Origin of the sequence: Desertibacillus haloalkaliphilus, assembly GCF_019039105.1 — a bacterium.
Taxonomy (GTDB): domain Bacteria; phylum Bacillota; class Bacilli; order Bacillales; family KJ1-10-99; genus Desertibacillus; species Desertibacillus haloalkaliphilus.
The window spans coordinates 279,390-302,602 of sequence record NZ_JAHPIV010000001.1 but is presented as its reverse complement, the minus strand read 5'-3'; the positions used below and the strand labels follow the sequence as shown (position 1 = coordinate 302,602).

Here is a 23,213-nt window from a genome sequence, read left to right as displayed (position 1 = left end):
GAACGTCGCCGCAAACGGTTACCACCGTTTGGGGTCTCGCTAGCATGAGTGGACTTCTGTTTTTTTTAGAGGGGGGCACGAATGGAGTAGTGGTTAATAAAAGGGTGAGGTGCCCACTCATGGGGTGGTGCAAGTTTCGTGGTTCGAGAGAGGGGTAGGTCGATTCGCTCGAGGGAACCTTGTCCTCTACGACGTCGTCAATTGTTATTTGGGGAATTTCGCAACTTTTATTGATGTAATGTATACTTCGTGTAAATAGTAATTATAGGAGGAGGAAAAGTTGAGACTTATTATTTTAATGGTTGCTTTCATAGTGATAGGAACCGGATGTTCTTTTGGAGATAATTTAGATGAGATGAACAAAAATAGAGTGTTAAGTGAGATGAAGGCAGAACGAGAAGATCAATATCATTTATATACATTTTGGACATCATTTCCTACTGAAAATTGGGAAGAAGCAGATATTGATGATGAATTAAAAAATGAGTTTGAAGCCTACCATACAATTGATTATTCAAAAGCTGATCTAAGACATATATCTTTCAAACAAAAGGAAAGTGCTGGAGAGTACATTAATGGATTGGATATAAACGAATTTCCTACATTTATTGTTTTAGATCATGAAGGCATTATATTACGAACAACGGATGTGAATCAGATAAATGAATTTTTAAAAGAAATTCCAAGGGAAGCGTTCAAAGAATAGCGTACTACATAAGAGAGACGTTCTTCTCGAGATAGATTAGCAGCACCTCCCATCTGCATATGATCATTAAATGAAGGAGTTGAGTGATCGCTCGCTCAGATTTGTTTTGTAGTTAATGGTTAGGCTGTGCTAAAATAAATAGACAGAATATTTTTATGTTTATCGTAAGGAAGGGGATGAAAGGGATGGAGACAGTAACGATTGGTGATTTGAAAATTACTTGGCTCAATGGAGGCGTCACGCATATGGATGGGGGTGCGATGTTTGGTGTTGTGCCTAAACCACTTTGGAGCAAAAAATATCCGCACAACGAGAATAATCAAATTGAATTGCGTACGGATCCACTCTTGATTCAATGTGATGGGAAGAACATTTTGATTGAAGCTGGAATTGGGAATGGACGTTTTACAGATAAACAAAAACGAAATTATGGGATTCAAGAAGAATCGTTTGTTGAAGAAGAGCTTCAGCAATTAGGGCTAACGACGGCTGACATTGATCTCGTCTTAATGACCCATCTTCATTTTGATCATGCAACTGGACTAGCAAAATTTGATGGGGACATGCTCGTACCGACATTTGAGAATGCGACCATTTATGTGTCTGATATCGAATGGGAGGAAATGAGAAACCCTAATATTCGCTCACGCAATACATATTGGGAGCAAAATTGGAAACCAATTGAATCAAAAGTGAAAACGTTTACAGGTGAACTTGAAGTTGTGCCAGGGGTTAGGATGATTCATACCGGTGGTCATAGTGACGGGCATTCGATTATTGTTATTGAACGAGACGGAGAAATGTTGATTCATATGGCGGACATTATGCCAACACATGCCCATAATAATGTTTTATGGGTGCTAGCGTACGATGATTATCCAATGGACTCGATTGAAGCGAAGCAGAAGTGGATGGACGTTGGCTTAAATAATCAAGCGTGGTTTATTTTTTATCATGACTATAAATACCGTGCACTGAAATGGAATGAACGTGGAGAAGTTATCGAGGAAGTCGAACGAAAGCAGAGAGTTTATGCTGATTAAGAGAATGAAAAAACGTATGGTACCTACCTGGTCTCATACGTTTTTTTCATATTGAAAAGGGCTGTTATTAATGAGACGGCTGCTTATAATTTTCTTCCTCTGCCAATAAGAGCAACGATCCCATTGTAAATAATCACACAGGAAAATAATAAGATTGTAAGCACACCTACGATATCTGCTAACGGTGATAAAGGCTGAAAAGTACCTGTTAATGGGACTCTTACTAGGGCAAACCCTGCGATGATACAAGATAAGTAGAGGAGAGGAAATAGATGCAAAGCAATCACTCCTTTTTACATCATATGTATTCAAGTTGATAAAGGATGTTTCATAAATAAGAGTTCATGCTACAACTAGATAAAAAAAGTGGCTGATCCCTATATCAAGTAACCGCATTAGCCGAACGAAGGAGCGCAGTTACTGATGGGACAGCCACTTTTTAGATGAAGAAATTATTACGATTCCAATTCTAAAATGGTACCTGTTTTTGCATCAACGAGAAAGTCATACTGAAGTGTATCATCTTGGTCGGAAGTTGTAATGCCGCCGCGATAGACGGTGTAGTTGAGGTTATTCTTTTCGAGACTTTCTGGGATCATATGAATCCAAGAACCAGTAATGTTGACATTATTAGCTAGGGTTTTCTTAGCTAGTTTTAGTGCTTTTTCTGGGGTAAGGTTTTCTGATGTAGGCATGTTAGAACGAATCAATAATCCTGCAGCTAGGCCAATCCCTACTCCGATTGCTAATTTTCTCATGCTCATGATTTTACCGCCTTTCCAATCGAAAATAATAGGTTGCATCTATCTTAATAAATTATAGCGAATCTAAGGACTTTTTCCAAACCTTTCCCTTTTGCAAAGTCAATAAATTTGTTATGATTAATTAGTTATTTTGAGGGTTCGTAATTCCCTCCCCTCAGAAAACAAAACTAGGGAGTGTGATATGAGATGGAATTTCAAATTCCGAAGAAGGTAGAGACGTTAGGTGAAGATATTCAGCGTAGCGAATTGAAATACCATTCAAAACGTGTTGGGATCACGAAAGAATTTACGTTTGACGCGGCGCATCATCTTCATTGCTATGATGGGAAATGTAAAAATTTACATGGTCACACGTATAAGTTAGTAATCACGGTTAGTGGCTATGTCAACGATGTTGGCATCTCGGTTGATTTCGGGGATATAAAACGAATTTATAATGAAACGATAAAGGCAAAGCTTGATCATCGCTATTTAAATGAAGTTTTGCCGAATATGAATACAACGGCTGAAAATATGATTGTCTGGATTTGGGAGCAGTTAGATGCTCGCTTACACGAAGAAGGATTAAAACAAAGAGGGCATCGTCTAGAGGAGCTCGTTTTATATGAAACACCAACAAGCTCAGCAGTATTAAAGCGAGAATGGATGGAAGACGATGAGTAGATGGACGCTGCCTGATGACAATACGTACCTAGAGTGGAGCGTGCCGATGGTCGAGATTTTCGAGACGGTTGAAGGGGAAGGTAGTATGGCTGGTTTCCCTACCGTTTTTGTCCGTGTTTTCCACTGCAACCTTCGCTGTACGTGGTGTGATACACCATACAGTTATGCACCGGCAAAACCAGCTTTTGAAGCAACGATTAGAGAGATCGTCGAACGAATCAAAGGTTACGCTAGTAAACGAATTTGTTTTACCGGTGGAGAGCCACTGATTCATAAGGAAAAATCTGCGGCATTACTAAAGGCAATGGCTGACATTGATGACATTGTTGATATCCATGTTGAAACCAATGGGGCGATTGACCTTGAACCATTTGAAAAGATGCGTGAGGAATACGAGCAATTAAGATCAAAGGTTCGTTTTGTGATTGATTATAAATTGCCTGATTCAGGTGAGAATGAACGGATGATCCACAGTAATTTTGAGCAATTATCTTCAAAAGATGAAATTAAGTTCGTGATTGCTTCAGACGATGACTTTGAAAAGACTGTCGAAGTCGTAAACACGTATCACAACAAAGGGCAAGTACTAGTGAGTCCTGTGTGGGAGACAATGCCTCCAGCTGAACTCGTCAAAAAAGTACTTGATCATCAATTAGCTGATGTTAAAGTGAGTCTACAATTGCACAAAGTCATTTGGGATCCAGATGCAAGAGGAGTGTAAACGATGAAAAAAGCAGTAATTGTATTAAGTGGTGGATTAGACAGCACAACTTGTATGGGAATTGCTAAAGAAAAAGGATATGAACTGTATCCGGTCACGTTTCAGTACGGACAGCGTCATGATCGTGAAGTCGAACAAGCCAAGAAAGTTGCTGACTATTACAATGTGAACGAGCATCGTCTTGTTGATATTAGCTTTTTGAATCAAATCGGTGGCAGTGCTTTGACCGATTCTTCCATCGATGTACCAACAGAAGCGGCGGAAGGTGAAATTCCGTCAACGTATGTTCCTGCTCGTAATATGATTTTTCTTTCGCTAGCAAGTGCATATGCTGAGGTTATTGGTGCAGAGGCCATTTATATCGGGGTTAGTGCAGTCGACTTTAGCGGTTATCCTGATTGTCGTCCTGAATTCATTGAAAGCATGAATCAAACCGTTAATTTAGCGACGAAACAAGGAGCCACGGGTGGAAAATTACAGATCGAAACGCCACTCATTCACCTAACTAAACGCGAAACGGTAGAAGAGGGATTACGTTTAGGTGTACCGTATCAGCTAACGACGTCTTGTTATAATGGAGAAGAGACCGCTTGCGGCGAGTGTGATAGCTGTCAATTACGGATCAAAGGGTTTAAAGAAGCAGGAGCAATTGACCCAATAGACTACGCGGTTGAAATTGACTGGTAAATTTATCTGCGAGCGCAGTCTTACGCTTTTGTTTTGGTGGAAAGATTTACAAATAAGTAGCAGGCTACCCTAAAAGGTTGATATCAACCTTTTAGGATAGCCTCTTTTTTATACCCATGTAATAAATGATAGGAATTGAACAAAACAGATTATAATGAAACTCGAACTTTCGTAAATGAAGTGTGGATCCTCATTCCGCGTCAACTAGAACTTGCCTAATCGAGTGGATCTCCATTTTTATCAACGATTGTCACTTCATACGCTTCTAAGCTATGACGTTTATTTAATTGTAAGAGGTCAATTGATTTTGTTATCTCTTCTGAAAGGTGTTTCGCATTTGGTTCTGTGCGATCGATTTCTGTCTCAATTGTTATCGCCTCTAGATAGTCTATTTTAATATCACCGATGGTTTCATATTCTTCTAATTCTTCGATAATGGCCATGGTAATCACCGTCATTTCTTGGTTAGCTTCTAGTAGGTCAATATCTTCATCAGTCGTTGAAGAGAGGTGTTCCTCAGCTTGAGGAAGAGCAATCATCAAACCGATCACAAATGTAGCGACCATCAAAAAACTTATGCCGATAATCCTTTTCTTCACAATAACCCCCTCCTTTCGTTAGTTAAACGTATGTCCTACTAATTGCTAATATTCAATCTGAATCGGTAGTGACAGTATGTGGGCAATATTGGTAATTGGAGGGTACCTAACTGGAAAAAAGCGGTTTCTTTTTGTACAATAGAATGTAAGTACATACGATTTTGTAAGATGAAAGGAGTCGGCGATGAATCAAGAGACATTGCAGCTGTTTAAAACGCTAACCGAATTACAAGGGGCACCTGGGTTTGAACATGATGTTCGTCGTTTTGTTCGCGGAGAAATAGAAAAGTATACAGATGAAATCGTTCAAGATCGCTTAGGTAGTCTTTTTGGTGTGAAGCGTGGTGACGAGCAAGGGCCAAAAGTGATGGTTGCCGGTCACATGGATGAAGTTGGTTTGATGGTAACGTCGATTACTGAAAAAGGGATGATTCGTTTTCAAACGCTTGGCGGATGGTGGAGCCAAGTGCTGCTTGCGCAACGCTTTCAAATTATGACCGATAACGGTCCAGTCATTGGTGTCGTTGGTTCAACACCACCACACTTACTAGAAGATTCACAACGGAAAAAGCCGATGGACATTAAAAATATGTTCATTGATATCGGAGCTGATGACAAGGATAATGCTATTAAGATCGGGATTAAGCCAGGCCAGCAAATTGTTCCGATTTGCCCGTTTACTCCGATGGCAAATGAAAAGAAAATTTTGGCAAAGGCGTGGGATAACCGTTATGGTGTTGGACTTGCGATCGAGCTGTTAAAAGAGTTAAGAGATGAAACCGTTCCTAACCTTTTATATTCAGGTGCAACTGTTCAAGAGGAAGTTGGATTACGCGGTGCCCAAACGGCTGCGAACCTGATTGAGCCGGATATCTTCTATGCGCTAGATGCCAGCCCAGCAAATGATGCAACAGGTGATAAGGATGCATTTGGTCAGCTAGGAAAGGGAGCATTATTGCGCATTTTTGATCGTACGATGGTGACACACCGTGGCATGCGCGATTTTGTCTTAGATACAGCGGAAACGAATGATATCCCGTATCAATATTTCATTTCCCAAGGTGGCACGGATGCTGGACGTGTCCACACGACAGGAAACGGTGTTCCTTCTGCGGTCATTGGTATCTGCTCACGTTACATTCATACATCAGCCTCGATGGTTCATGTCGATGATTACGCGGCAGCGAAAGAGCTGTTAAAGAAGCTAGTGAAGACAACAGACCGAACAGCTGTAGATAGTATTTTGAAAAATGGTTAAGAAGTCGTTAATTCTTTGGGCTGCTGAGATTTTAAGAATCTTAGCAGCCCTTTTTTATTTGGAGAAAATCAAATTAACGATGGTCATAAAATGATAATAGTTTTTTATTACTTAGATAATAGTTTGGTTACATTTTTCCTCTAGAGTATACGATAGCAGAGTTAAGAGAGCTGCTTTACATCAGTAAAAAGGGGGTTTGAATTTTAAACACCTAATAGATTAAACATCTAATGCTGATTAAATAGGAAAAATATCTTTGGAAAACGTAGGAGGAGAAAAATGGTTATTAAAAAAGAAATGAATGCAAAAACAGATCATATTAAATCATCAAAAAAAATATTCCCTTTAGTTTTATCAACATCAATGTTGGCAAGCACGTTTTTAGCTGCAGGAGCACCAGTATCAGCTGATGAATTAGAAGTTCAGGCTAAGAATCATGGCGATATCGTTTCTGAAGTAGCTACATCAATTGAAGGCTCACCTGGAAAAGGAAAAATAATGAGAGAAGTCGCACAAGGAAATTATCATTTTCTTGATCAAGGTGAAGATGAAGCCACCGAAGATGAAGATGAAGCCACTGAAGATGGAGAAGAAGGTGCTGAAGGTGTAGAAGAAAGCGCAGAAGATGAAGACGAAGCCACTGAAGGTGTAGAAGAAAGCGCAGAAGATGAAGACGAAGCTACTGAAGGTGTAGAAGAAAGCGCAGAAGATGAAGACGAAGCCACTGAAGGTGTAGAAGAAAGCGCAGAAGATGAAGACGAAGCTACTGAAGGTGTAGAAGAAAGCGCAGAAGATGAAGACGAAGCCACTGAAGGTGTAGAAGAAAGCGCAGAAGATGAAGACGAAGCTACTGAAGGTGTAGAAGAAAGCGCAGAAGATGAAGACGAAACCACTGAAGATGTAGAAGAAGGCACAGAAGGTGAAGACGAAACCACTGAAGGTGCAGAAGAGAGCAATGACATAGTATTTGATAGATATCAGTCAATCTTTGATGACTATGAGAAATTAATTAGCTTCCAACAGCTTTATATTACGAACTACTTTGAAAACCTTGATTTGATTGACGAAATTTTGGATGACGAAGCAAGTGAGGAAGAAGTTATCGACGAAACACCAGAAGTAACGGATGAAGTTGCAGAAACAACAGAAGAAGTTATCGACGAAACACCAGAAGTAACGGATGAAGCAACAGAAACAACAGAAGAAGTTATCGACGAAGCACCAGAAGTAACGGATGAAGCTGCAGAAACAACAGAAGAAGAAGTTGACGAAGCAACAGAAGCAATGGATGAAGTTGCAGAAACAACAGAAGAAGTTATCGACGAAGCACCAGAAGTAACGGATGAAGCTGCAGAAACAACAGAAGAAGTCATCGACGAATCAACAGAAGTAACAGATGAAACTGAAGAAGTAATTGAAGATACAGTTAATAACGATGATTTATCTACTGATGGCGATCAAGCTGAATTAGAAGTGGATTCTGAAACTGAGGTTAAGGGTGATGGCGCTCTAAGCGATGATTTGGCAGAAGTTACTACTGAAAGTCAGGTAGAAAATAGATCCTCAATAAAACTTATGGATAATTTAGTTGGATATTACGATAAAGTTCGTTCTGCTTATCAGAACTTCATTTCCTTTTTAAAATAAGCGCTAAATTATGAATCAAACATTTAGGTAAAGAGCAGGAATCCTTTCTGGATTCCTGTTTTTACGAATAATGAATGGGCGTAACAAACAGTGGGAGGAACTATGGTTAACCATTTAATAACATTACTCGATCAATTTCAGGGCAGAGACCTATTTATTACTTTATTATCCCCAGAAGGTTTCTGTGTCAATGTGTTACTTAATAAAATGAAAATTAAAGATATAAAAAATAACATGATTTACATGGAGTCGGTTAATGGTGAGGAACAATGTTCGTTACCGTTGCAAGATGACTTACATATGGGAGTGAAACCTGTAACTAGTGATGAGGAGTATAATGGTGTGATTTTTTCATTTGGCTTAGAATATACAAGCGGATTAACCCTACATATTGACGTTAGGGAGCGTGTGTATTCCTACTAGGAAATGCACGGTGGAACAATTCATTTGAATCGTATGTTGAAGTTGTCTTAAGAGGTTAGTTAAACCACTTGAGATAACTTCTTTCTTTTTTAGAATCTAGTTGTAATGAATATGTTATCGACTTGTAATAATAAAATACCCCAAAAGTCGGCACGTATTATCGAAAGTTATGGCTGACACAGATCTTTAAAGGAGTGAACTTCATGTCCAAAGTACTCATCGCGGATGATGATGTTAATGTTCGTGAAATTATTCGGATTTATTTTGAGGAACAAAATATAGAATTAATTGAAGCTCCTAATGGGAAAGCAGCCGTAAGTTTAGTTGATAGCGAATCTCCGGATTTATTAATCTTGGATATTATGATGCCGGAATTGGACGGTTATGATGTATGTCGAGAAGTTCGTAAGCACTCGAATGTACCAATTATCATGCTAACTGCTAAAACAGAAGAATTTGATCGCATATTAGGGTTAGAGCTCGGTGCTGACGATTATGTTACGAAACCCTTTAGTCCAAGAGAATTAGTTGCTCGTATTAAAGCCATTTTTCGACGAATGGACTCGGTTGCAGAAAGCAGTAAAAATAGTCGTGATACTAAAGCTTTCACCTATGAATTTGGAGAATTAAAGATTGATATTAATCGTCGGGAAGTATTAGTTCGAGGAGAGGTTATTAATTTTCGTCCAAGGGAATTTGACTTACTCGTACACATGGCAAAATCGCCCGGTAGTGTTTATACACGAGAACAGCTCTTAGAGCAGGTTTGGGGATATGATTATATAGGTGATATTCGTACAGTTGATGTTCATGTTAAGAAAATACGCGAGAAATTAAAAAGAAATTTCATTCAAACCGTGTGGGGGATTGGATATAAATTTGAGGTAGAGACATGACCTTCCATTGGAGTAAAAGCATATTTCTTCGACTATTATTTAGTTACCTTTTTACTGTGCTAATTGGGCTTGGGGCAGTGGGATTGTTATTATCTTATTTTGTTAAAGGGTACATTTTTGATACAAAACAAGAAGAATTATTACGCCAAGCGAAAAAGATCAATGTAGCCATTCATGATCAAAGTATAGATCAAAACTTGCAGGAAAAGTTGGCGTTTTACGATGAATCATTCGATGTTGAAATTTGGATTTTTAATAGTGAAGGGGAAATCACTGCTACATCTACTGAAGATGAGGTCTATATCGGAAAGTCTGTATCAAGTACTGTTCTGAAGAATGTTATTAGTGGTCGGGAAGTAGTAAATGAATTGGATTTTGAAGGGTTGAAGGAACCAATGCTTTCTGTTGTTGTTCCTTTAGGAAAAGATTCTACCGTTTATGGTGGTGTTGTTTTGCATTCGCCTGTCAAAGGAATGAACGAAGTTATAGGGAATATCCGTGAATCGATTTTATGGCTAATTTTAGTTGGAGTTTTAATTTCAACGATTTTTGTTTCTTACTTATCATGGACAATTTCTCGTCCATTACAGAAAATCAATCGAGCTGTTTCTGAAATTGGCATGGGGAACTTTAACCAAAGGATTACGATTGATTCTGCTGATGAGCTTGGTGAGTTGGCAGCTACAATAAATCATATGTCAGAAAAGTTAGATAAAGTCGAAGGTGAACGGCAAAGAATTGAAAATATACGAACTGATTTTTTAGCAAATTTTTCTCATGAATTTCGAACACCTTTAACAGCCATGCAAGGTTTCATTGAGGCATTACAAGACGATTTAATTGCAGAAAAAGGAAGAAAAAAATATTATAATGTGATGTATGAGGAGACGATGAACCTAAACTGTCTTGTCGACGATTTGATGGACTTGATAAAATTAAGGAGTCAAGAGACAAAACTTCTGAAAGAGACTGTTCATGTAAATCATGCATTGGAAAAGGTTTTATTAAAGTTTCAGACGGCTGTAGAAGAAAAAGGACTAAGTTTTAAGGTTCGAAGTGAGGAAGAGTCATTGTTTATTTATGCCGATCCAAGCCGGTTAAATCAAGTAATTGACAACCTTCTAGCAAATGCACTTAAGTTTACGAATGAAGGTTCGATTTCTATAACGGCAAAACGAAATGGAGAGAACATTGAACTAATTATTTCAGACACGGGAATAGGCATTTCAGAAGCCGATTTACCGTATATTTGGGAGCGTTTTTTTAAAGTAGACCGTGGTCGTGCAAAAGAAAATAAAGGAACAGGCCTAGGTCTAGCAATCGTAAAAGAACTCATCGAACTTCATGATGGGAATGTTTCTGTTCATAGTCAGATCGGTGTAGGAACAACATTTTCTATTACTTTACCAAGTGTCACAGAATAGAGGAGGCCAATGAATTAAATGAGGAATATCAAATCAGTCGCAGTAGGATCAAAAAACCAAGTTAAGATCAAAGCCGTCGCATCAGTGCTAAGGGACCCAAACATTACAGTTACCGGGTTTGATGTTCCTTCTAATGTTTCGAATCAGCCATTTTCTGATGAAGAGACTAGACAAGGTGCGATAAATCGGGCAAGAGCTTGTCATGAAAAAGGTGAAGTAGATCTTTCCATAGGGTTAGAGGGAGGAGTGGTTGAAACGGCTGAAGGCCTTATGCTTTGTAATTGGGGAGCACTGGTTGACTGTGAGAACAATACATTTGTGGCAAGTGGGGCAAAAATTTTATTACCTGAACAAATAGCAGAACAGGTAAGAGCTGGTGATGAATTAGGAGTTGTAATGGAGAAGTTCACGTCAGTATTAGATATTCGCCAAAAAGAAGGGGCTATTGGTGTCTTTACAAGTGGTTATGTGACGAGACAAGAACTGTTTGGACATATCGTAAAGTTGTTGTTTGGCCAATATGAATATTCGAGCAAGCAAAAGGCAGGGGATTAAATTCCTCTGCTTTTTTAATGATACAACCTCATATATGTATCTACGTTAGTAGTTTATCAAGCGTCTACAAATACCAATAGGTTGGACGGTGGATTTATAAAAAAACTGTGAAAGACGTCGAAAACTGTCAAATTGTCTTGTCAACCAAAAAAGATTCAAGGTATGATAGATAATGGTTGTTAAAGAGGATGTTCAAAAAGTCCGGTAAAATGACTGTCGAATTGCTTCGTTGGCTTGCTCGTGCGCTGTTCACGTATGACTAGCTAGGCCTCTTGAACTTTCGAAGCATTGGACTTGCTAGTGACGGCGTTGCAACAGCACTTAAAGAATACATCCTGATAGGGAAGTAAGGAAATATCGATGATTACGCTAGAGAATGAGGAGATTGTAACGATGAAATGGATAAAGATCGTTGTCATCATGACTGTGTCGATGATGTTTTTGGTTGCTTGTAATGTTTCTGAAGAAGAGGCATTGCTTGCATCTGAGCAAGTATTTAACGAAAGCTTTACAGTTGAAAGCAATCAAGCAAATCTAGAGACGGAGCAATTGTCATTGTATGTCCCGCGAGGGGTTACAATGACTGAAGAAACAACCTATAACATATTATTAGAAAAAGGTAACCAAGTATTTTTGCTGTTTTTTAACCCCGTTGAGCCACTAACGAGCACCGTTCATATGGAAAGAGATGCCGAGCTCCGAGACGAAGCCCTTCTCTTTGAAACGTATGAGAGTGATGAAAAAAGGGGATATCTTTTAGTACTTGAGGAAGATGATGAAAAGAAAGTAAATACCGTCGTTGGTCTTGGCGGAGCAAAAATCTCAACCATCACAGCGGTAAAAGACTTAGAAGAAAGTGTAGAGATTATGACTGATATTCTTCATTCTATTAAGTATGAACAATATGGGTATCTTAGATAAACAACAACTATAATCTTCACCACGAATACACAGATCAATGTTGTAAAAGAGGTGAGAGTTTGAGTGAATTTTTAAAGAAAAAAGGGATCGAGATCTCCTTTCGAACGTATTTTGTAACCGCATTAAGCTTTATGGCGCTTGGGTTGTTTTCCTCACTGATTATCGGTTTAATTATTCGAACGATTGGTGAACAGCTTGGCTTAGACTGGTTCTATCAAATGGGTGATCTCGCCATGGGGCTTATGGGCCCTGCTATTGGTGTTGCGGTTGCTTATGGTTTAAAAGCGCCACGGTTAGTCATTTTTGCGGCAGTTGTTAGTGGAGCAGCAGGTGCTGAACTGGGTGGTCCGGCTGGCAGTTTTGTAGCGGCCTTGCTAGCGACTGAGTTTGGGAAGCTTGTCTCAAAGGAAACTAAAATTGATATTCTCGTGACACCATTTGTGACTATCGCTGTCGGATTTTTCGTTGCGACATATATTGGACCAGCGATTGAACGGGGGCTAACGTGGTTTGGCCAGGTGATCATGTGGTCGACCGAGCAACAGCCATTTATTATGGGTATCTTAGTTGCAGTATTAATGGGCCTTGCGTTAACGGCACCGATATCAAGTGCAGCGATTGCAATCATGCTTGAGTTAGAAGGATTAGCCGCAGGTGCTGCTACAGTCGGTTGTGCAGCGCAAATGGTTGGTTTTGCAGCGAGTAGCTATCGTGAGAATGGAGTCTCTGGACTTGTTTCACTAGGGATTGGTACGTCTATGCTCCAAGTTGGAAATGTCATGAAAAACCCGCTTATTTTAATTCCACCAACGCTCGCCGGGGCAATGTTAGCTCCAGTAGCGACAGTCGGTTTTCAAATGACGAATAACGCTGCTGGTGCGGGAATGGGGACGAGTGGATTTGTCGGTCAAATCATGACGTTTACGTCGATGGGCTTTAGTTGGCAGATCTTTTTTCTCGTGCTGATCCTTCAAATTGTTGCACCAGCGATCATTAGTTTGTTGCTTTCAGAGTGGTTGCGTAAACTTCAGTGGATTAAACCTGGTGATATGAAGATTGAACAATAGTAATTGAGGAGTGGATGATGTGAAGACGTTAGAATCGATCTCGATGTATGACGAAGTGATTAAAGAAGGACAAACGGTGATGATGTTTTCTGCTGATTGGTGTCCGGACTGCCGTGTGATTGAACCGATTTTACCTGAGATTGAAGCGGTGTTTCCTGAGGTCACGTTTCTCTACGCCGATCGCGACGAGTTCATTGATTTATGCTCACGGCTTGATGTCTTTGGCATTCCGAGCTTTATATTTTACCGCGATGGTCAAGAGGTGCACCGCTTCGTTAGTAAAGACCGAAAAACAAAAGAAGAGATTGTTGCGTTCATCAGGGAAGCTGAGGCGAAATAGACGATCTCACAAAGATTCTAACTTGTAATTCCGGAAAAAAATAACGCTAAAAACAGTCTTTAAATCGAGTTGGGTTCTTGGTATGATATCGTAATGAGGGTTCGAGAACTCCCCTCTATAAAAAAAACTAGAGCATAGTGCTCGTCATGAAAGGATGCTAAAAATGGCGAAAGTAGAAGTGAATCATAGTAAATATGAGGGCATACGTTTTGATATTGATAGTGAGGATGTTATTTTAGTTGATATTCTCGAAACGATTCCTTACGAGTATGTAGGTAAAGATACTGAGATTGTCATCCCTACGGATGAGTTTACATCAGTATGTCCATGGTCAGGTCTTCCTGATTTTGCAGAAATTAAGCTAACATTTATTCCGAATGAACATTTAGTTGAGATGAAATCATTAAAATATTATTTGACATCATACCGAAATGTTGGGATTTATCAAGAGCATGCAACAAACCGTATTATGGAAGATCTTGTTAACTTAATTAAACCAAAGTACTTAAAGATTGAAGCACTATGGAATGCTCGCGGTGGGCTAGGAACAGAAGTCGTTTGTGAATACCGTGAAGAAGATAAAGAAGAAGCATAAGAAATGTGGGCTGTCCGGTAAGTGACGACTCACCTCGTTTGTTATAGGGGTGATTGTTTCTTACTAGGGCAGTCTTTTTCGTTGTTTCAATCATTTTCGCTTTAATTCCCATCATGTTACAATGACAAAAGACTTGTGTACAGGAGGAAGGCACTCATGGAAATAAAAGATTTAAAAGCGTTGCTAGAAAAGCGCTTGGATCGTCCTGAATGGAAAATGACTTTTAATAAAGACGAGGAAACGTTACGCGTTGAACATAAAGAACTAAAAAAAGGGGTTACTCTTTCACTAAAGCCACTGGCTGCCAAGTATGAACAGCAAAAAGAGGCAGCACTTGATGAAGTGGTCCGTTATGTTGAATCTGCCTTGCGTGCATTCGATAAGAAAGCGGAGCTAAAAGGCAACGAAAAGGACATCTTCCCAGTGATCCGGGCAACGTCTTTCCCGACTGAAACAAAGGATGGAAAAGAGCTGTTATTTGAGGAACATACTGCTGAAACACGCATTTATTACTCGCTGGACCTCGGTGATTCGTATACGCTTATAACAAAGGAAATGCTCGAAGACGAAGGGATGACAGAGGAGAAAGTCAAGGAAATGGCGTTATTTAACGTCCGCTCATTACCTTGTGAAGTAAAAGAAGATACAGTAGCTGGAAATACGTTTTATTTCTTAAGCTCAAACGACGGTTATGATGCGAGTCGGATTTTAAATGAAACCTTTATCGCTAAAATGAATGAGCGTGTCGAAGGGCAGCTCGCTTTAGCCGTTCCTCATCATGATGTATTAGTGTTTGCTGATATTAAGAATGATCAAGGGTATGATGTATTAGCACAGCTTGCCTTTCAATTTTTTAGTCAAGGGCGCGTGCCAATTACTGCGTTGCCGTTTTTATATGAAGACCGTGAATTAGAACCGATCTTTATCCTTGCGCAACGAAAGCCGAAAGGGAAATAGTACGAAAAGCGTTTAAAAGTAAGTGAGCATTTATGGTAAAATAATCGTCGGAAATAAAAAATAGCATAGATATAAGGAGTCGAAACAATGAACGTATTTTACAACAAAACAGGAATTGGTGATACACTACTTGTTTCATTAGAAGAAGTGAATAAAGAAGAGCGACGTTTTAAACGTACAGGTGATGTGGCGCGTCTTTATGATAAAAATAGTGGAAAAACGGTTGGTTATAATTTGTTTAACATCTCAACGTACGGCGATGTTTCAGGTCATGGTACGATAGAGATAACAAATGAGCTCGTTGAATTCATTAATGATGTCCTAGCAAAAAATGATGTGAATGAGACCGTAACCTATGACAATTCACCAAAATTTGTTGTCGGTTATGTTAAAGAAAAAGAAAAACACCCGAACGCTGATAAGTTAAATATTTGCCAGGTCAATGTGGGTGAAGCGGAGAACTTACAAATCGTTTGTGGCGCGCCGAATGTTGATGCAGGGCAAAAAGTCGTTGTCGCTTTAGTTGGAGCTGTGATGCCAAGCGGTATGGTCATCAAAAAAGCAAGCTTACGTGGTGTAGAATCTACAGGGATGATTTGCTCAGCGAAAGAGCTTGAGCTTGAAAATGCCCCACAAGAAAAAGGAATTCTCGTCCTTGATGACGAACGTCAACCAGGGGAAGACTTTTTTGCAAAGTAAAAAGGATACTAAGAACCACTAGCGAAACTAGTGGTTCTTTCTACTCTACTATCTGTAAGCTAGCTCTGCTAAGATAGAAAATAGGTGATGAAAATGGCAAATGTTTCGAAATGGATAAAAAAATTGCAAAGTATGTTTTTTGGAAATGAATATGATGAAGAAGAGGTACGTGAGATCTCTAAACCAAAACAACAAGAGCGTAAATTGGGGCGAATTGAGAATGATGAACGTGCATCAGAGCCACGAGTCATTCATCAATATCCGAAGCAAGGGAATTTTCGTTTTCCAATGATTGATGATGACCAAAACGTTCGCGAGAAACAAACAGAACGAAAAGGTGGCACACCTCCTCCTCAAGAATTTTACGAGGAGAATGAGGAACAAGAACGTGTTGAACCAACCAAACCAACCGAGCCATCAAAACAAATTTTTGCAAATGAGAATTTCAAGCCCTCCTCAATTCCCTCACCGGTTCATGGCTTTGGTGCACGAGAAAAAAATGAGTCGCTTGGACCAAATGATCACATCGGTGTTCAACAAACGGAAAATGAAAAGATTATCCCGTTTTTAAATAGTATTAGACAACGTAGTCGATTTGTGGAGGAACCAGATCCAATTGACAAGCCGTTAAAAAATGATCCGTTTGTTGCGGTATCAAAACAAGATGGAAACGCACCGATCCACGAAGGTGACGAATCAAAGCAAACGCAAGCACACGTACATAAGAGAGAGGAAAAACAACCGGATACTGTTGAAGATCAACAAATGGTTCACAACGACGATGAATCAGTGGAGGATGTTGTACACGAGGCACCTAGTAAACAAATGAAAGCTGAAAGCGCAGCTACAGTGGAAATGAACGAAGAAGACCCATTTATCGCACCGTTTGCGCATGAGTCGAGCGAAGTAAATAAGCAAGATGAGGAACAAGAAGCTAATGTTGAAGCTTTTTCTACAGAAACGGCTGACTTCGAGCAAGAAAGTGGGCAGGCCAGTGCAGAAATTGATGAGTTGCACTTAGACGTTGATCGTGATGAGGGAGAAAATGAACGAATCCCTGCATTCTCGGATGATCAAAACCTACTAACAGAGGAGTATAATCTAGAAGCAACGTTTGAAACTCAATGGCAAGCAGAAAACGAACAAGCTTCAATAGGGAGTGAAGCGGAGCTAGAGGAAGACGAGGGAGTTGAACAGAAGCACGGAGAAGTGGTTCAGGAACAGGAATCGATTGAGCGAGTAGAAGAAATAGAATCTAGTGCGAAAGTGGAAGAGTCTGAGGAGGAGCGACAATCAAACAATCACTTGGAACCGTTTGAGCGTAAGTCTGAGGTTGCTGACACGTCGTTGCCTTCAGATAAAGATCAACAAATCGTTGCAGAGTCTAAACCGCAAGGGAAAACTGAACCGGAACCAACCTCAACGCAAGCACCAGTGGAACGTAATCAAAGAGAAGCTATAGATCGTGTGCAACTAGAGCCATCCATGACATCAGAAGGTCAGTACCAAGGAGAGGGCGATACAGCTAGGGTTACTCAGCACAAAACGGATTCCTCTCAGCCAGCAAGTGCTGTGCTGACGGAAAGAAAGGAAACCGAAGAGAAGCCGAGATCGCAAAAGACGCTTGTTCCTTTTAATGTGATGATGCTTTCAAAAGATAAAGCGAAGCAAAACCAAGCGAAGGAAACGAATCAAGGAAGCTATCAATTCCCATCGATTCAATTGCTCTCGATTCCGCCGCGTCAGGAAGAGGAAAATACACAATGGCTCGAGGAACAAAGTCAATTACTTGAAGAAACACTAGCAAACTTTAATGTCAAAGCTAGTGTTAACCATGTAACGAAAGGCCCATCCGTGACGCGGTTTGAAGTTCAGCCAGCTCCGGGTGTGAAGGTGAGTAAAATCACCAATTTAACCGATGATATTAAACTATCATTAGCCGCAAAGGATATTCGGATGGAAGCACCGATCCCAGGGAAGAATGCGATCGGGATTGAAATTCCAAATCAGGTGAGTACACCAGTTGTCCTGCGAGAGATTATCCGCCAGGAAGCATTCCGTAAAAGTAAATCACCATTAATGGTTGCGCTTGGCCTTGATATTTCTGGTGAGCCGATCGTCACTGACCTTCAAAAAATGCCACATGGATTAATTGCCGGGGCGACAGGTTCAGGGAAAAGTGTTTGCATTAACTCGATTTTGATTAGTCTCATGTATAAAGCAACACCAGATGAAGTGAAGCTATTGTTAATTGATCCAAAGATGGTCGAGCTCGCACCTTACCGTGACATGCCACATCTCGTTACGCCAGTGATTACCGATTCAAAGCAAGCGACGATGGCGTTGAAGTGGGTTGTTGAAGAGATGGAGCGACGTTATGAATTGTTCTCTCAGCGTGGGGTACGAGACATTGGTCGTTATAATGAGTTATTTACTGAAGAGACGGATGAAGGCCCAGCGATGCCTTATATTGTCGTTGTTATTGATGAGTTGGCGGACTTAATGATGGTTTCTCCGCAAGATGTTGAGGATGCGATTTGTCGGATCGCTCAAAAAGCTAGAGCTTGTGGGATTCATTTATTACTAGCTACCCAACGTCCGTCTGTTGATGTCATTACAGGTTTAATTAAGGCCAATGTGCCAACAAGAGTTGCTTTTTCAGTTTCATCTCAAACCGATTCAAGGACGATTATCGATATGAGTGGAGCAGAGCGATTGCTTGGAAAAGGGGATATGCTCTTTCATGAAAATGGCTCGCCAAAGCCCGTACGCGTGCAAGGAACTTTTGTAAGTGATGATGAAATAGACAGGGTTATGGAATTTGTTAAAGATCAGCGCGAGCCAAGTTACATGTTTGATAATGATCATTTAGTTAAGGCACAGAAGAGCATTGAGCAAGAGGATGACTTGTTTGAAGACGCTTGTTATTACGTCATTGAACAAGGTGGAGCATCGTCATCTAGTGTTCAGCGCCGCTTTCGTGTTGGCTTCAACCGGGCTGCACGATTAATTGATATGATGGAAGCAAAAGGAATTGTCTCCGAAGCAATGGGGAGCAAACCACGTCAAGTGTTAATGACAGTCGATGAGTTCGAGGAACGTGTCTTACATCACACAGACTAAAGATTAAAGAGAAAATCTTGTTCTAGCCTTGTTTTCTCCGGTAAGGTTTTATATGATATAACTTAGTAATATAATTGCATATGTATAATGAATGATTCAGCGTTAAATAAGGTGAATGATTTAGAAGTTGACAGTTTGACAGAAACAATTGAAATCGCAAGTGAACAAACACTACATTTTAGGGAGTGGTTATCATGCAAACGATTCAATTAGCACATTTAATCGAGTCAATTTCCCCAAGGTATTTATCCTTATTAAAACGTAAAGAGCAAGACTTTCCTATCGTTTTGCGAGATGGTCTTTCGAAAGTGAAGGAAGATGACGTAAAAGAAATCATTGAGGCTGTAATTATGGAAAACGGTAAAGAAACGTATCTCCATTAATGGTTGTGTAGCCCGTGGAAGGATATCGGATTCTTTCACGGGCATTCTAAGTAATGAACATAATAGTAATTGGTATAGGTACAAGGAGTATAGTTGATGATGAAAGAAATTGAACTTAAATTACAAGGGAAAATAAAACGGCTAACAAACCAAACATTTAAATTTGATGAGCGGATTAGAGAAGGTTGGTTTTCAGCTGTATATTTTTTGAAAACGAGAGAGATTGTTGAAAAGTATCGTCCGAACAACACCGTGACGATGCAATTTTTTCAAAAAAAGAATGCCGTTTTGTGTGGGACCGATGAAGTTATTGCCCTAATCAAAACATTCGCAAAGAACCCGGAAACACTAGAAATCCATTCGTTAAAGGATGGAGATAAGGTAAAGCCGTATGAGACCGTCTTAACCATTACTGGGCCGTATCAAAATTTTGGCTACTTAGAAGGAATTATTGATGGGATTTTTGCGCGACGAACATCTGTAGCGACGAATGTATACAATGTCGTAAAAGCTGCACGTAAGTCAGGCGTGCAAAAGCCGATTATCTTTATGGGAGACCGTGATGATCACTTCACTCAACAAGCAGGTGATGGCTATTCCGCTTTTATTGGTGGTTCAAAGGCACAAGCTACCCATGCGATGAGCGAATGGTGGGGGAAAATGGGAATGGGGACAATGCCTCATGCCTTATTGCAATTGTTCCAAGGTGATGTCGTTGAAGCGACAAAAGCGTATCAAGAGACCTACCCAGAGGATGAATTAACGGCACTTGTTGATTACAACAATGACGTCCTTACCGATTCGTTAAAAGTAGCGCGTGCATTTGGTGATGATTTAACAGGGGTAAGAGTAGATACGTCTCGGACGATGGTTGATCAATACTTTTTCCGTCATCCAGAAGTCCTAGGGTCGTTTGATCCACGCGGGGTAAGCCCTGAGCTAATCTTTGCTCTTCGAAGAGCGCTTGATAAAGAAGGCTATCAGCACGTCAAAATAATTGCCACAGGTGGATTTACAGCCGAGCGTATTACCGAATATGAAGAGCTGAATGTCCCTGTTGATATTTATGGTGTCGGCAGTAGTTTATTAAAAATTCATATTGGCTTTACCGGAGACAATGTCTTGTTAAACGGTGAACATGAAGCCAAAGCTGGCCGTCGATACCGCGAAAACCCACGTCTAGAACGTGTTGAGTAGAAACATATATTAGACGGATGTTATGTAGTTGACAAGTAAGGGGGGAGTACGGTGAAGAATGAGCCCATTGTCGACTTTAGACAGTTACGAATAGAAAAACAGCTTGAAGCAGACCGTCAGCTGTTTTCGTTGTATGAATCCTTTTTCTCATATTTGCAGAAGAATACAAATTTGCGAGAAAAGGTACGAGCGAAGCATCTTTTTCACCACATGGTTGGACTGCAACCTGATCAAGTTAGTGATGACTTTTGGACCGTCCATTTTGAGCACTGGTTTGCCTTTGATTATCGTACTGTTGTTGGTTCAAGAATGTTTGATATGTTCATTCGTGAACAAAGGCAGCATCTTTCAAAAGGAATGCTTCAACAAAGTGGGCTGTTATTTATGATGGCGCTTGAACCGTACATGGTAAAACGAGTCGATTCACATAAGGAGTTGCTCATCGCTGATCCGTTTCAAGCGAATGCAGAGGCGTTTAAGGTGAAAAGTATGCTTTTTTCTTTTGATGATGTCAAAGTGGGCGATGTTTTATTACTACGACTTGTTCGATCTGGTTTCGATGATGTTATGGTCGGTCCATATGCGAAAGTACCATCTGACAAAACAATGGACATGTTAGCAGAAATGAAGCAGGATAAGGAACGCGTTGTCGATACTAACTCTGAGATTAGCTGGCGCTTATACGTAAAGGAGCACGGTGTCAAATACTTACAATATGCAAGGCAGTTATAACTAGCTTAGAAGAGGACCCATTATTTTTAGATAATCGGGTCTTTTCTTTCGATTAAGACATATACTAATGGTTGAAAGCAACCCGTTATGAGCTTAAAGATTCGATTGGTCAACGTCCGTTTTTCTGTTATAATGATTCAATGTGAAACATAAGGCGACGAAGATACCAAAGTCGTGTATGATACATATGAATAAAATACGTAATCTATCGTTTTGGACACGATTGAAACCATAAGGAGTATGGAGGTCCATTCTATGACTATTTATCATTTTGTTGGCATAAAAGGGTCAGGTATGAGCGCATTAGCGCAAGTCCTGCATGATATGAAATTTACCGTGCAAGGTTCAGATGTCGAGAAAACATTCTTTACGCAAAAGCCGCTTGAAGAAAAGGGGATCGGCATTCTCCCATTTGATGCAAACAATATTAAGCCTGAACAAACGATTATTGCTTCTCCGGCGTATGGGGAAGATCATCAAGAGATTGCAAAGGCTCGTGAACAAAACATTCCAGTCAATCGATATCCGCAGTTTTTGGGTGAATTTATTGGGCAGTTTACAAGCATTGCTATTACCGGCTCACATGGAAAAACATCAACAACTGGTTTACTTGCACACGTTCTAGGTGCTGCCGAGCCGACGTCTTACTTAATTGGAGACGGTACCGGAAAAGGTGAGGAAAATAGCAAATACTTTGCTTTTGAAGCTTGTGAATACCGACGCCACTTTTTAAATTACAATCCTGATTATTGCATCATGACTAATATTGATTTCGACCATCCTGATTATTTTAAAGATGTTAAGGATGTTTTCGCAGCGTTTCAAGATATGGCGATGCAAGTGAGAAAAGCAATCATAGCTTGTGGAGATGATGAATTTTTACAAGAAATCCATGCAAATGTTCCGGTCGTTTATTACGGTTTAGAGGAACACAATGATTTTCAAGGGCGTAATATTAAAGTGGAAGAACATGGCACTGTTTTTGATGTGTTTGTCCGTAATAATTTTTATGGAACATTTACAATTCCAGGGTTCGGAAAGCATAATGTCTTAAATGCTTTAGCTGTGATTGCGCTTTGTCATTATGAAAATGTTCCGGCTGATGTGATTAAGGAAAATCTAGGCACATTTGCTGGCGTGAAACGTCGTTTTAGTGAAAAAGTGGTTGGAGATCAAGTCTTAATTGACGACTATGCGCACCACCCAACCGAAATTAATGCTACCATTGAAGCGGCCAAGCAAAAGTATCCGGATAAACAAGTTGTAGCGATTTTCCAACCGCATACGTTTACACGTACAAAAACATTTTTACAGGAATTTGCGGATTGTTTAAAAGAGGCTGATCAGGTTTACCTTTGTGATATTTTTAGCTCAGCGCGAGAGAATGATGGCAACTTAACGATTGAGGACTTACAACAGTTAATTCCAGGAGCAAAGACGATCACCGTTGAATCTGTTGACCAGTTAAAAACGTTATCAAATAGTGTACTGTTATTTATGGGAGCTGGGGACATTCAGAAGTTTCAACAGGCCTATGAACAGATGATCACGTAATAAGAGAAGAGCTGCGTAGGCAGCTCTTTTTTGGGTTGTGGTAAAGGGGCGGAGTGCGCCAGCAAATGGTGGGTAATCAGAGAAGTAGGCTTACTCGCACCGCCTTGGATTGAATGGTGAGGGAGAATACACTGGTGAGGAGAAGTGTATTCAGAGAAGGGAAGGGGCGGAGTGCGCCAGCAATGGTGGGTAATCAGAGAAGTAGGCTTACTCGCACCGCCTTGGATTGAATGGTGAGGGAGAATACACTGGTGAGGAG

Annotated in this window: 25 protein-coding genes; 22 read left to right on the top strand and 3 right to left on the bottom strand. The window is 40.2% G+C overall.

What is annotated here, in order from left to right; translation table 11 throughout:
- The first annotated feature begins 280 nt into the window (after positions 1 to 280).
- Positions 281 to 706, top strand: coding sequence for a hypothetical protein (locus tag KH400_RS01415; RefSeq protein WP_217221387.1), 426 nt, complete (start codon positions 281 to 283; stop codon positions 704 to 706).
- Positions 707 to 891: 185 nt separating this feature from the next.
- The gene (locus tag KH400_RS01410) at positions 892 to 1,749 is read left to right on the top strand and encodes a YtnP family quorum-quenching lactonase (protein WP_217221386.1); all 858 of its coding nucleotides are present in this window, start codon (positions 892 to 894) and stop codon (positions 1,747 to 1,749) included.
- Positions 1,750 to 1,832: 83 nt separating this feature from the next.
- On the opposite strand, the gene KH400_RS01405 is transcribed toward KH400_RS01410, so the two are convergent.
- Positions 1,833 to 2,027, bottom strand: coding sequence for a hypothetical protein (locus KH400_RS01405; RefSeq protein WP_217221385.1), 195 nt, complete (start codon positions 2,025 to 2,027; stop codon positions 1,833 to 1,835).
- A 177-nt stretch (positions 2,028 to 2,204) separates the two neighbouring features.
- A complete protein-coding gene (locus KH400_RS01400; protein ID WP_217221384.1) occupies positions 2,205 to 2,513 on the bottom strand; it encodes a PepSY domain-containing protein in 309 nt (102 codons plus the stop codon).
- A 186-nt stretch (positions 2,514 to 2,699) separates the two neighbouring features.
- Here KH400_RS01400 and queD point away from each other — a divergent pair, with 186 nt between their 5' ends.
- The 3 genes from queD to queC are packed head-to-tail and all read left to right on the top strand — an operon-like array spanning position 2,700 to position 4,584.
- Positions 2,700 to 3,176 (top strand): 6-carboxytetrahydropterin synthase QueD, encoded by a 477-nt coding sequence (queD, locus tag KH400_RS01395; RefSeq protein ID WP_217221383.1) that lies wholly within the window; start codon positions 2,700 to 2,702, stop codon positions 3,174 to 3,176.
- On the top strand, positions 3,169 to 3,897 hold the full coding sequence (locus tag KH400_RS01390) for a 7-carboxy-7-deazaguanine synthase QueE (protein ID WP_217221382.1): 729 nt from the start codon (positions 3,169 to 3,171) through the stop codon (positions 3,895 to 3,897). Before queD ends, KH400_RS01390 begins: the two co-directional genes overlap by 8 nt.
- Before the next feature lie 3 nt (positions 3,898 to 3,900).
- The gene (queC, locus tag KH400_RS01385) at positions 3,901 to 4,584 is read left to right on the top strand and encodes a 7-cyano-7-deazaguanine synthase QueC (RefSeq protein WP_217221381.1); all 684 of its coding nucleotides are present in this window, start codon (positions 3,901 to 3,903) and stop codon (positions 4,582 to 4,584) included.
- A gap of 215 nt (positions 4,585 to 4,799) precedes the next feature.
- On the opposite strand, the gene KH400_RS01380 is transcribed toward queC, so the two are convergent.
- The gene (locus tag KH400_RS01380; protein ID WP_217221380.1) at positions 4,800 to 5,183 is read right to left on the bottom strand and encodes a hypothetical protein; all 384 of its coding nucleotides are present in this window, start codon (positions 5,181 to 5,183) and stop codon (positions 4,800 to 4,802) included.
- Between the two features lie 184 nt (positions 5,184 to 5,367).
- Here KH400_RS01380 and KH400_RS01375 point away from each other — a divergent pair, with 184 nt between their 5' ends.
- From KH400_RS01375 to murC, 17 genes are all read left to right on the top strand, one after another.
- Positions 5,368 to 6,441: a M42 family metallopeptidase gene (locus tag KH400_RS01375; protein ID WP_217221379.1), complete on the top strand. Its 1,074-nt coding sequence runs from the start codon at positions 5,368 to 5,370 to the stop codon at positions 6,439 to 6,441.
- Positions 6,442 to 6,720: 279 nt separating this feature from the next.
- The gene (locus KH400_RS01370) at positions 6,721 to 8,088 is read left to right on the top strand and encodes a hypothetical protein (protein ID WP_217221378.1); all 1,368 of its coding nucleotides are present in this window, start codon (positions 6,721 to 6,723) and stop codon (positions 8,086 to 8,088) included.
- Between the two features lie 102 nt (positions 8,089 to 8,190).
- Positions 8,191 to 8,511: a hypothetical protein gene (locus KH400_RS01365; RefSeq protein WP_217221377.1), complete on the top strand. Its 321-nt coding sequence runs from the start codon at positions 8,191 to 8,193 to the stop codon at positions 8,509 to 8,511.
- Positions 8,512 to 8,714: 203 nt separating this feature from the next.
- On the top strand, positions 8,715 to 9,407 hold the full coding sequence (locus KH400_RS01360; protein WP_217221376.1) for a response regulator transcription factor: 693 nt from the start codon (positions 8,715 to 8,717) through the stop codon (positions 9,405 to 9,407).
- Between the two features lie 77 nt (positions 9,408 to 9,484).
- Positions 9,485 to 10,831, top strand: a complete 1,347-nt coding sequence (locus KH400_RS01355) for a sensor histidine kinase (RefSeq protein ID WP_312888998.1) — start codon at positions 9,485 to 9,487, stop codon at positions 10,829 to 10,831.
- Between the two features lie 18 nt (positions 10,832 to 10,849).
- Positions 10,850 to 11,386 carry a DUF84 family protein gene (locus KH400_RS01350; protein WP_217221374.1) on the top strand — a complete coding sequence of 179 codons (537 nt, stop codon included), beginning with the start codon at positions 10,850 to 10,852 and terminating at the stop codon, positions 11,384 to 11,386.
- Between the two features lie 393 nt (positions 11,387 to 11,779).
- Positions 11,780 to 12,307 (top strand): hypothetical protein, encoded by a 528-nt coding sequence (locus KH400_RS01345; RefSeq protein ID WP_217221373.1) that lies wholly within the window; start codon positions 11,780 to 11,782, stop codon positions 12,305 to 12,307.
- A gap of 59 nt (positions 12,308 to 12,366) precedes the next feature.
- Positions 12,367 to 13,374 carry a PTS sugar transporter subunit IIC gene (locus KH400_RS01340; RefSeq protein ID WP_217221372.1) on the top strand — a complete coding sequence of 336 codons (1,008 nt, stop codon included), beginning with the start codon at positions 12,367 to 12,369 and terminating at the stop codon, positions 13,372 to 13,374.
- A gap of 19 nt (positions 13,375 to 13,393) precedes the next feature.
- On the top strand, positions 13,394 to 13,714 hold the full coding sequence (locus KH400_RS01335) for a thioredoxin family protein (protein WP_217221371.1): 321 nt from the start codon (positions 13,394 to 13,396) through the stop codon (positions 13,712 to 13,714).
- Positions 13,715 to 13,877: 163 nt separating this feature from the next.
- Entirely contained in the window at positions 13,878 to 14,309 is a 432-nt protein-coding gene (gene queF, locus KH400_RS01330; RefSeq protein WP_217221370.1) for a preQ(1) synthase, read from the top strand.
- A 156-nt stretch (positions 14,310 to 14,465) separates the two neighbouring features.
- Positions 14,466 to 15,266, top strand: coding sequence for a DUF1444 domain-containing protein (locus tag KH400_RS01325; protein ID WP_217221369.1), 801 nt, complete (start codon positions 14,466 to 14,468; stop codon positions 15,264 to 15,266).
- An 87-nt stretch (positions 15,267 to 15,353) separates the two neighbouring features.
- Positions 15,354 to 15,965: a YtpR family tRNA-binding protein gene (gene ytpR / locus KH400_RS01320; RefSeq protein WP_217221368.1), complete on the top strand. Its 612-nt coding sequence runs from the start codon at positions 15,354 to 15,356 to the stop codon at positions 15,963 to 15,965.
- 93 nt (positions 15,966 to 16,058) lie between these two features.
- Positions 16,059 to 19,088 carry a DNA translocase FtsK gene (locus KH400_RS01315; protein WP_246589116.1) on the top strand — a complete coding sequence of 1,010 codons (3,030 nt, stop codon included), beginning with the start codon at positions 16,059 to 16,061 and terminating at the stop codon, positions 19,086 to 19,088.
- Positions 19,089 to 19,282: 194 nt separating this feature from the next.
- The gene (locus tag KH400_RS01310; RefSeq protein ID WP_217221367.1) at positions 19,283 to 19,471 is read left to right on the top strand and encodes a hypothetical protein; all 189 of its coding nucleotides are present in this window, start codon (positions 19,283 to 19,285) and stop codon (positions 19,469 to 19,471) included.
- A gap of 99 nt (positions 19,472 to 19,570) precedes the next feature.
- Positions 19,571 to 20,668 carry a nicotinate phosphoribosyltransferase gene (locus KH400_RS01305; RefSeq protein WP_217221556.1) on the top strand — a complete coding sequence of 366 codons (1,098 nt, stop codon included), beginning with the start codon at positions 19,571 to 19,573 and terminating at the stop codon, positions 20,666 to 20,668.
- Positions 20,669 to 20,719: 51 nt separating this feature from the next.
- Complete coding sequence (locus tag KH400_RS01300) at positions 20,720 to 21,400, top strand: hypothetical protein (RefSeq protein WP_217221366.1); 681 nt, start codon at positions 20,720 to 20,722, stop codon at positions 21,398 to 21,400.
- Positions 21,401 to 21,655: 255 nt separating this feature from the next.
- Entirely contained in the window at positions 21,656 to 22,954 is a 1,299-nt protein-coding gene (gene murC, locus KH400_RS01295) for a UDP-N-acetylmuramate--L-alanine ligase (protein ID WP_217221365.1), read from the top strand.
- Positions 22,955 to 23,213 lie beyond the last annotated feature (259 nt).

Coding starts and splice junctions, on each gene's coding strand:
- KH400_RS01310 (WP_217221367.1), top strand. CDS start 19,283: ATGCAAACGATTCAATTAGCACATTTAATCGAGTCAATTTCCCCAAGG.
- KH400_RS01400 (WP_217221384.1), bottom strand. CDS start 2,513: ATGAGCATGAGAAAATTAGCAATCGGAGTAGGGATTGGCCTAGCTGCA.
- queF (WP_217221370.1), top strand. CDS start 13,878: ATGGCGAAAGTAGAAGTGAATCATAGTAAATATGAGGGCATACGTTTT.
- KH400_RS01315 (WP_246589116.1), top strand. CDS start 16,059: ATGGCAAATGTTTCGAAATGGATAAAAAAATTGCAAAGTATGTTTTTT.
- ytpR (WP_217221368.1), top strand. CDS start 15,354: ATGAACGTATTTTACAACAAAACAGGAATTGGTGATACACTACTTGTT.
- queC (WP_217221381.1), top strand. CDS start 3,901: ATGAAAAAAGCAGTAATTGTATTAAGTGGTGGATTAGACAGCACAACT.
- KH400_RS01325 (WP_217221369.1), top strand. CDS start 14,466: ATGGAAATAAAAGATTTAAAAGCGTTGCTAGAAAAGCGCTTGGATCGT.
- KH400_RS01370 (WP_217221378.1), top strand. CDS start 6,721: ATGGTTATTAAAAAAGAAATGAATGCAAAAACAGATCATATTAAATCA.
- KH400_RS01345 (WP_217221373.1), top strand. CDS start 11,780: ATGAAATGGATAAAGATCGTTGTCATCATGACTGTGTCGATGATGTTT.
- murC (WP_217221365.1), top strand. CDS start 21,656: ATGACTATTTATCATTTTGTTGGCATAAAAGGGTCAGGTATGAGCGCA.
- KH400_RS01305 (WP_217221556.1), top strand. CDS start 19,571: ATGAAAGAAATTGAACTTAAATTACAAGGGAAAATAAAACGGCTAACA.
- queD (WP_217221383.1), top strand. CDS start 2,700: ATGGAATTTCAAATTCCGAAGAAGGTAGAGACGTTAGGTGAAGATATT.
- KH400_RS01410 (WP_217221386.1), top strand. CDS start 892: ATGGAGACAGTAACGATTGGTGATTTGAAAATTACTTGGCTCAATGGA.
- KH400_RS01360 (WP_217221376.1), top strand. CDS start 8,715: ATGTCCAAAGTACTCATCGCGGATGATGATGTTAATGTTCGTGAAATT.
- KH400_RS01365 (WP_217221377.1), top strand. CDS start 8,191: ATGGTTAACCATTTAATAACATTACTCGATCAATTTCAGGGCAGAGAC.
- KH400_RS01375 (WP_217221379.1), top strand. CDS start 5,368: ATGAATCAAGAGACATTGCAGCTGTTTAAAACGCTAACCGAATTACAA.
- KH400_RS01390 (WP_217221382.1), top strand. CDS start 3,169: ATGAGTAGATGGACGCTGCCTGATGACAATACGTACCTAGAGTGGAGC.
- KH400_RS01350 (WP_217221374.1), top strand. CDS start 10,850: ATGAGGAATATCAAATCAGTCGCAGTAGGATCAAAAAACCAAGTTAAG.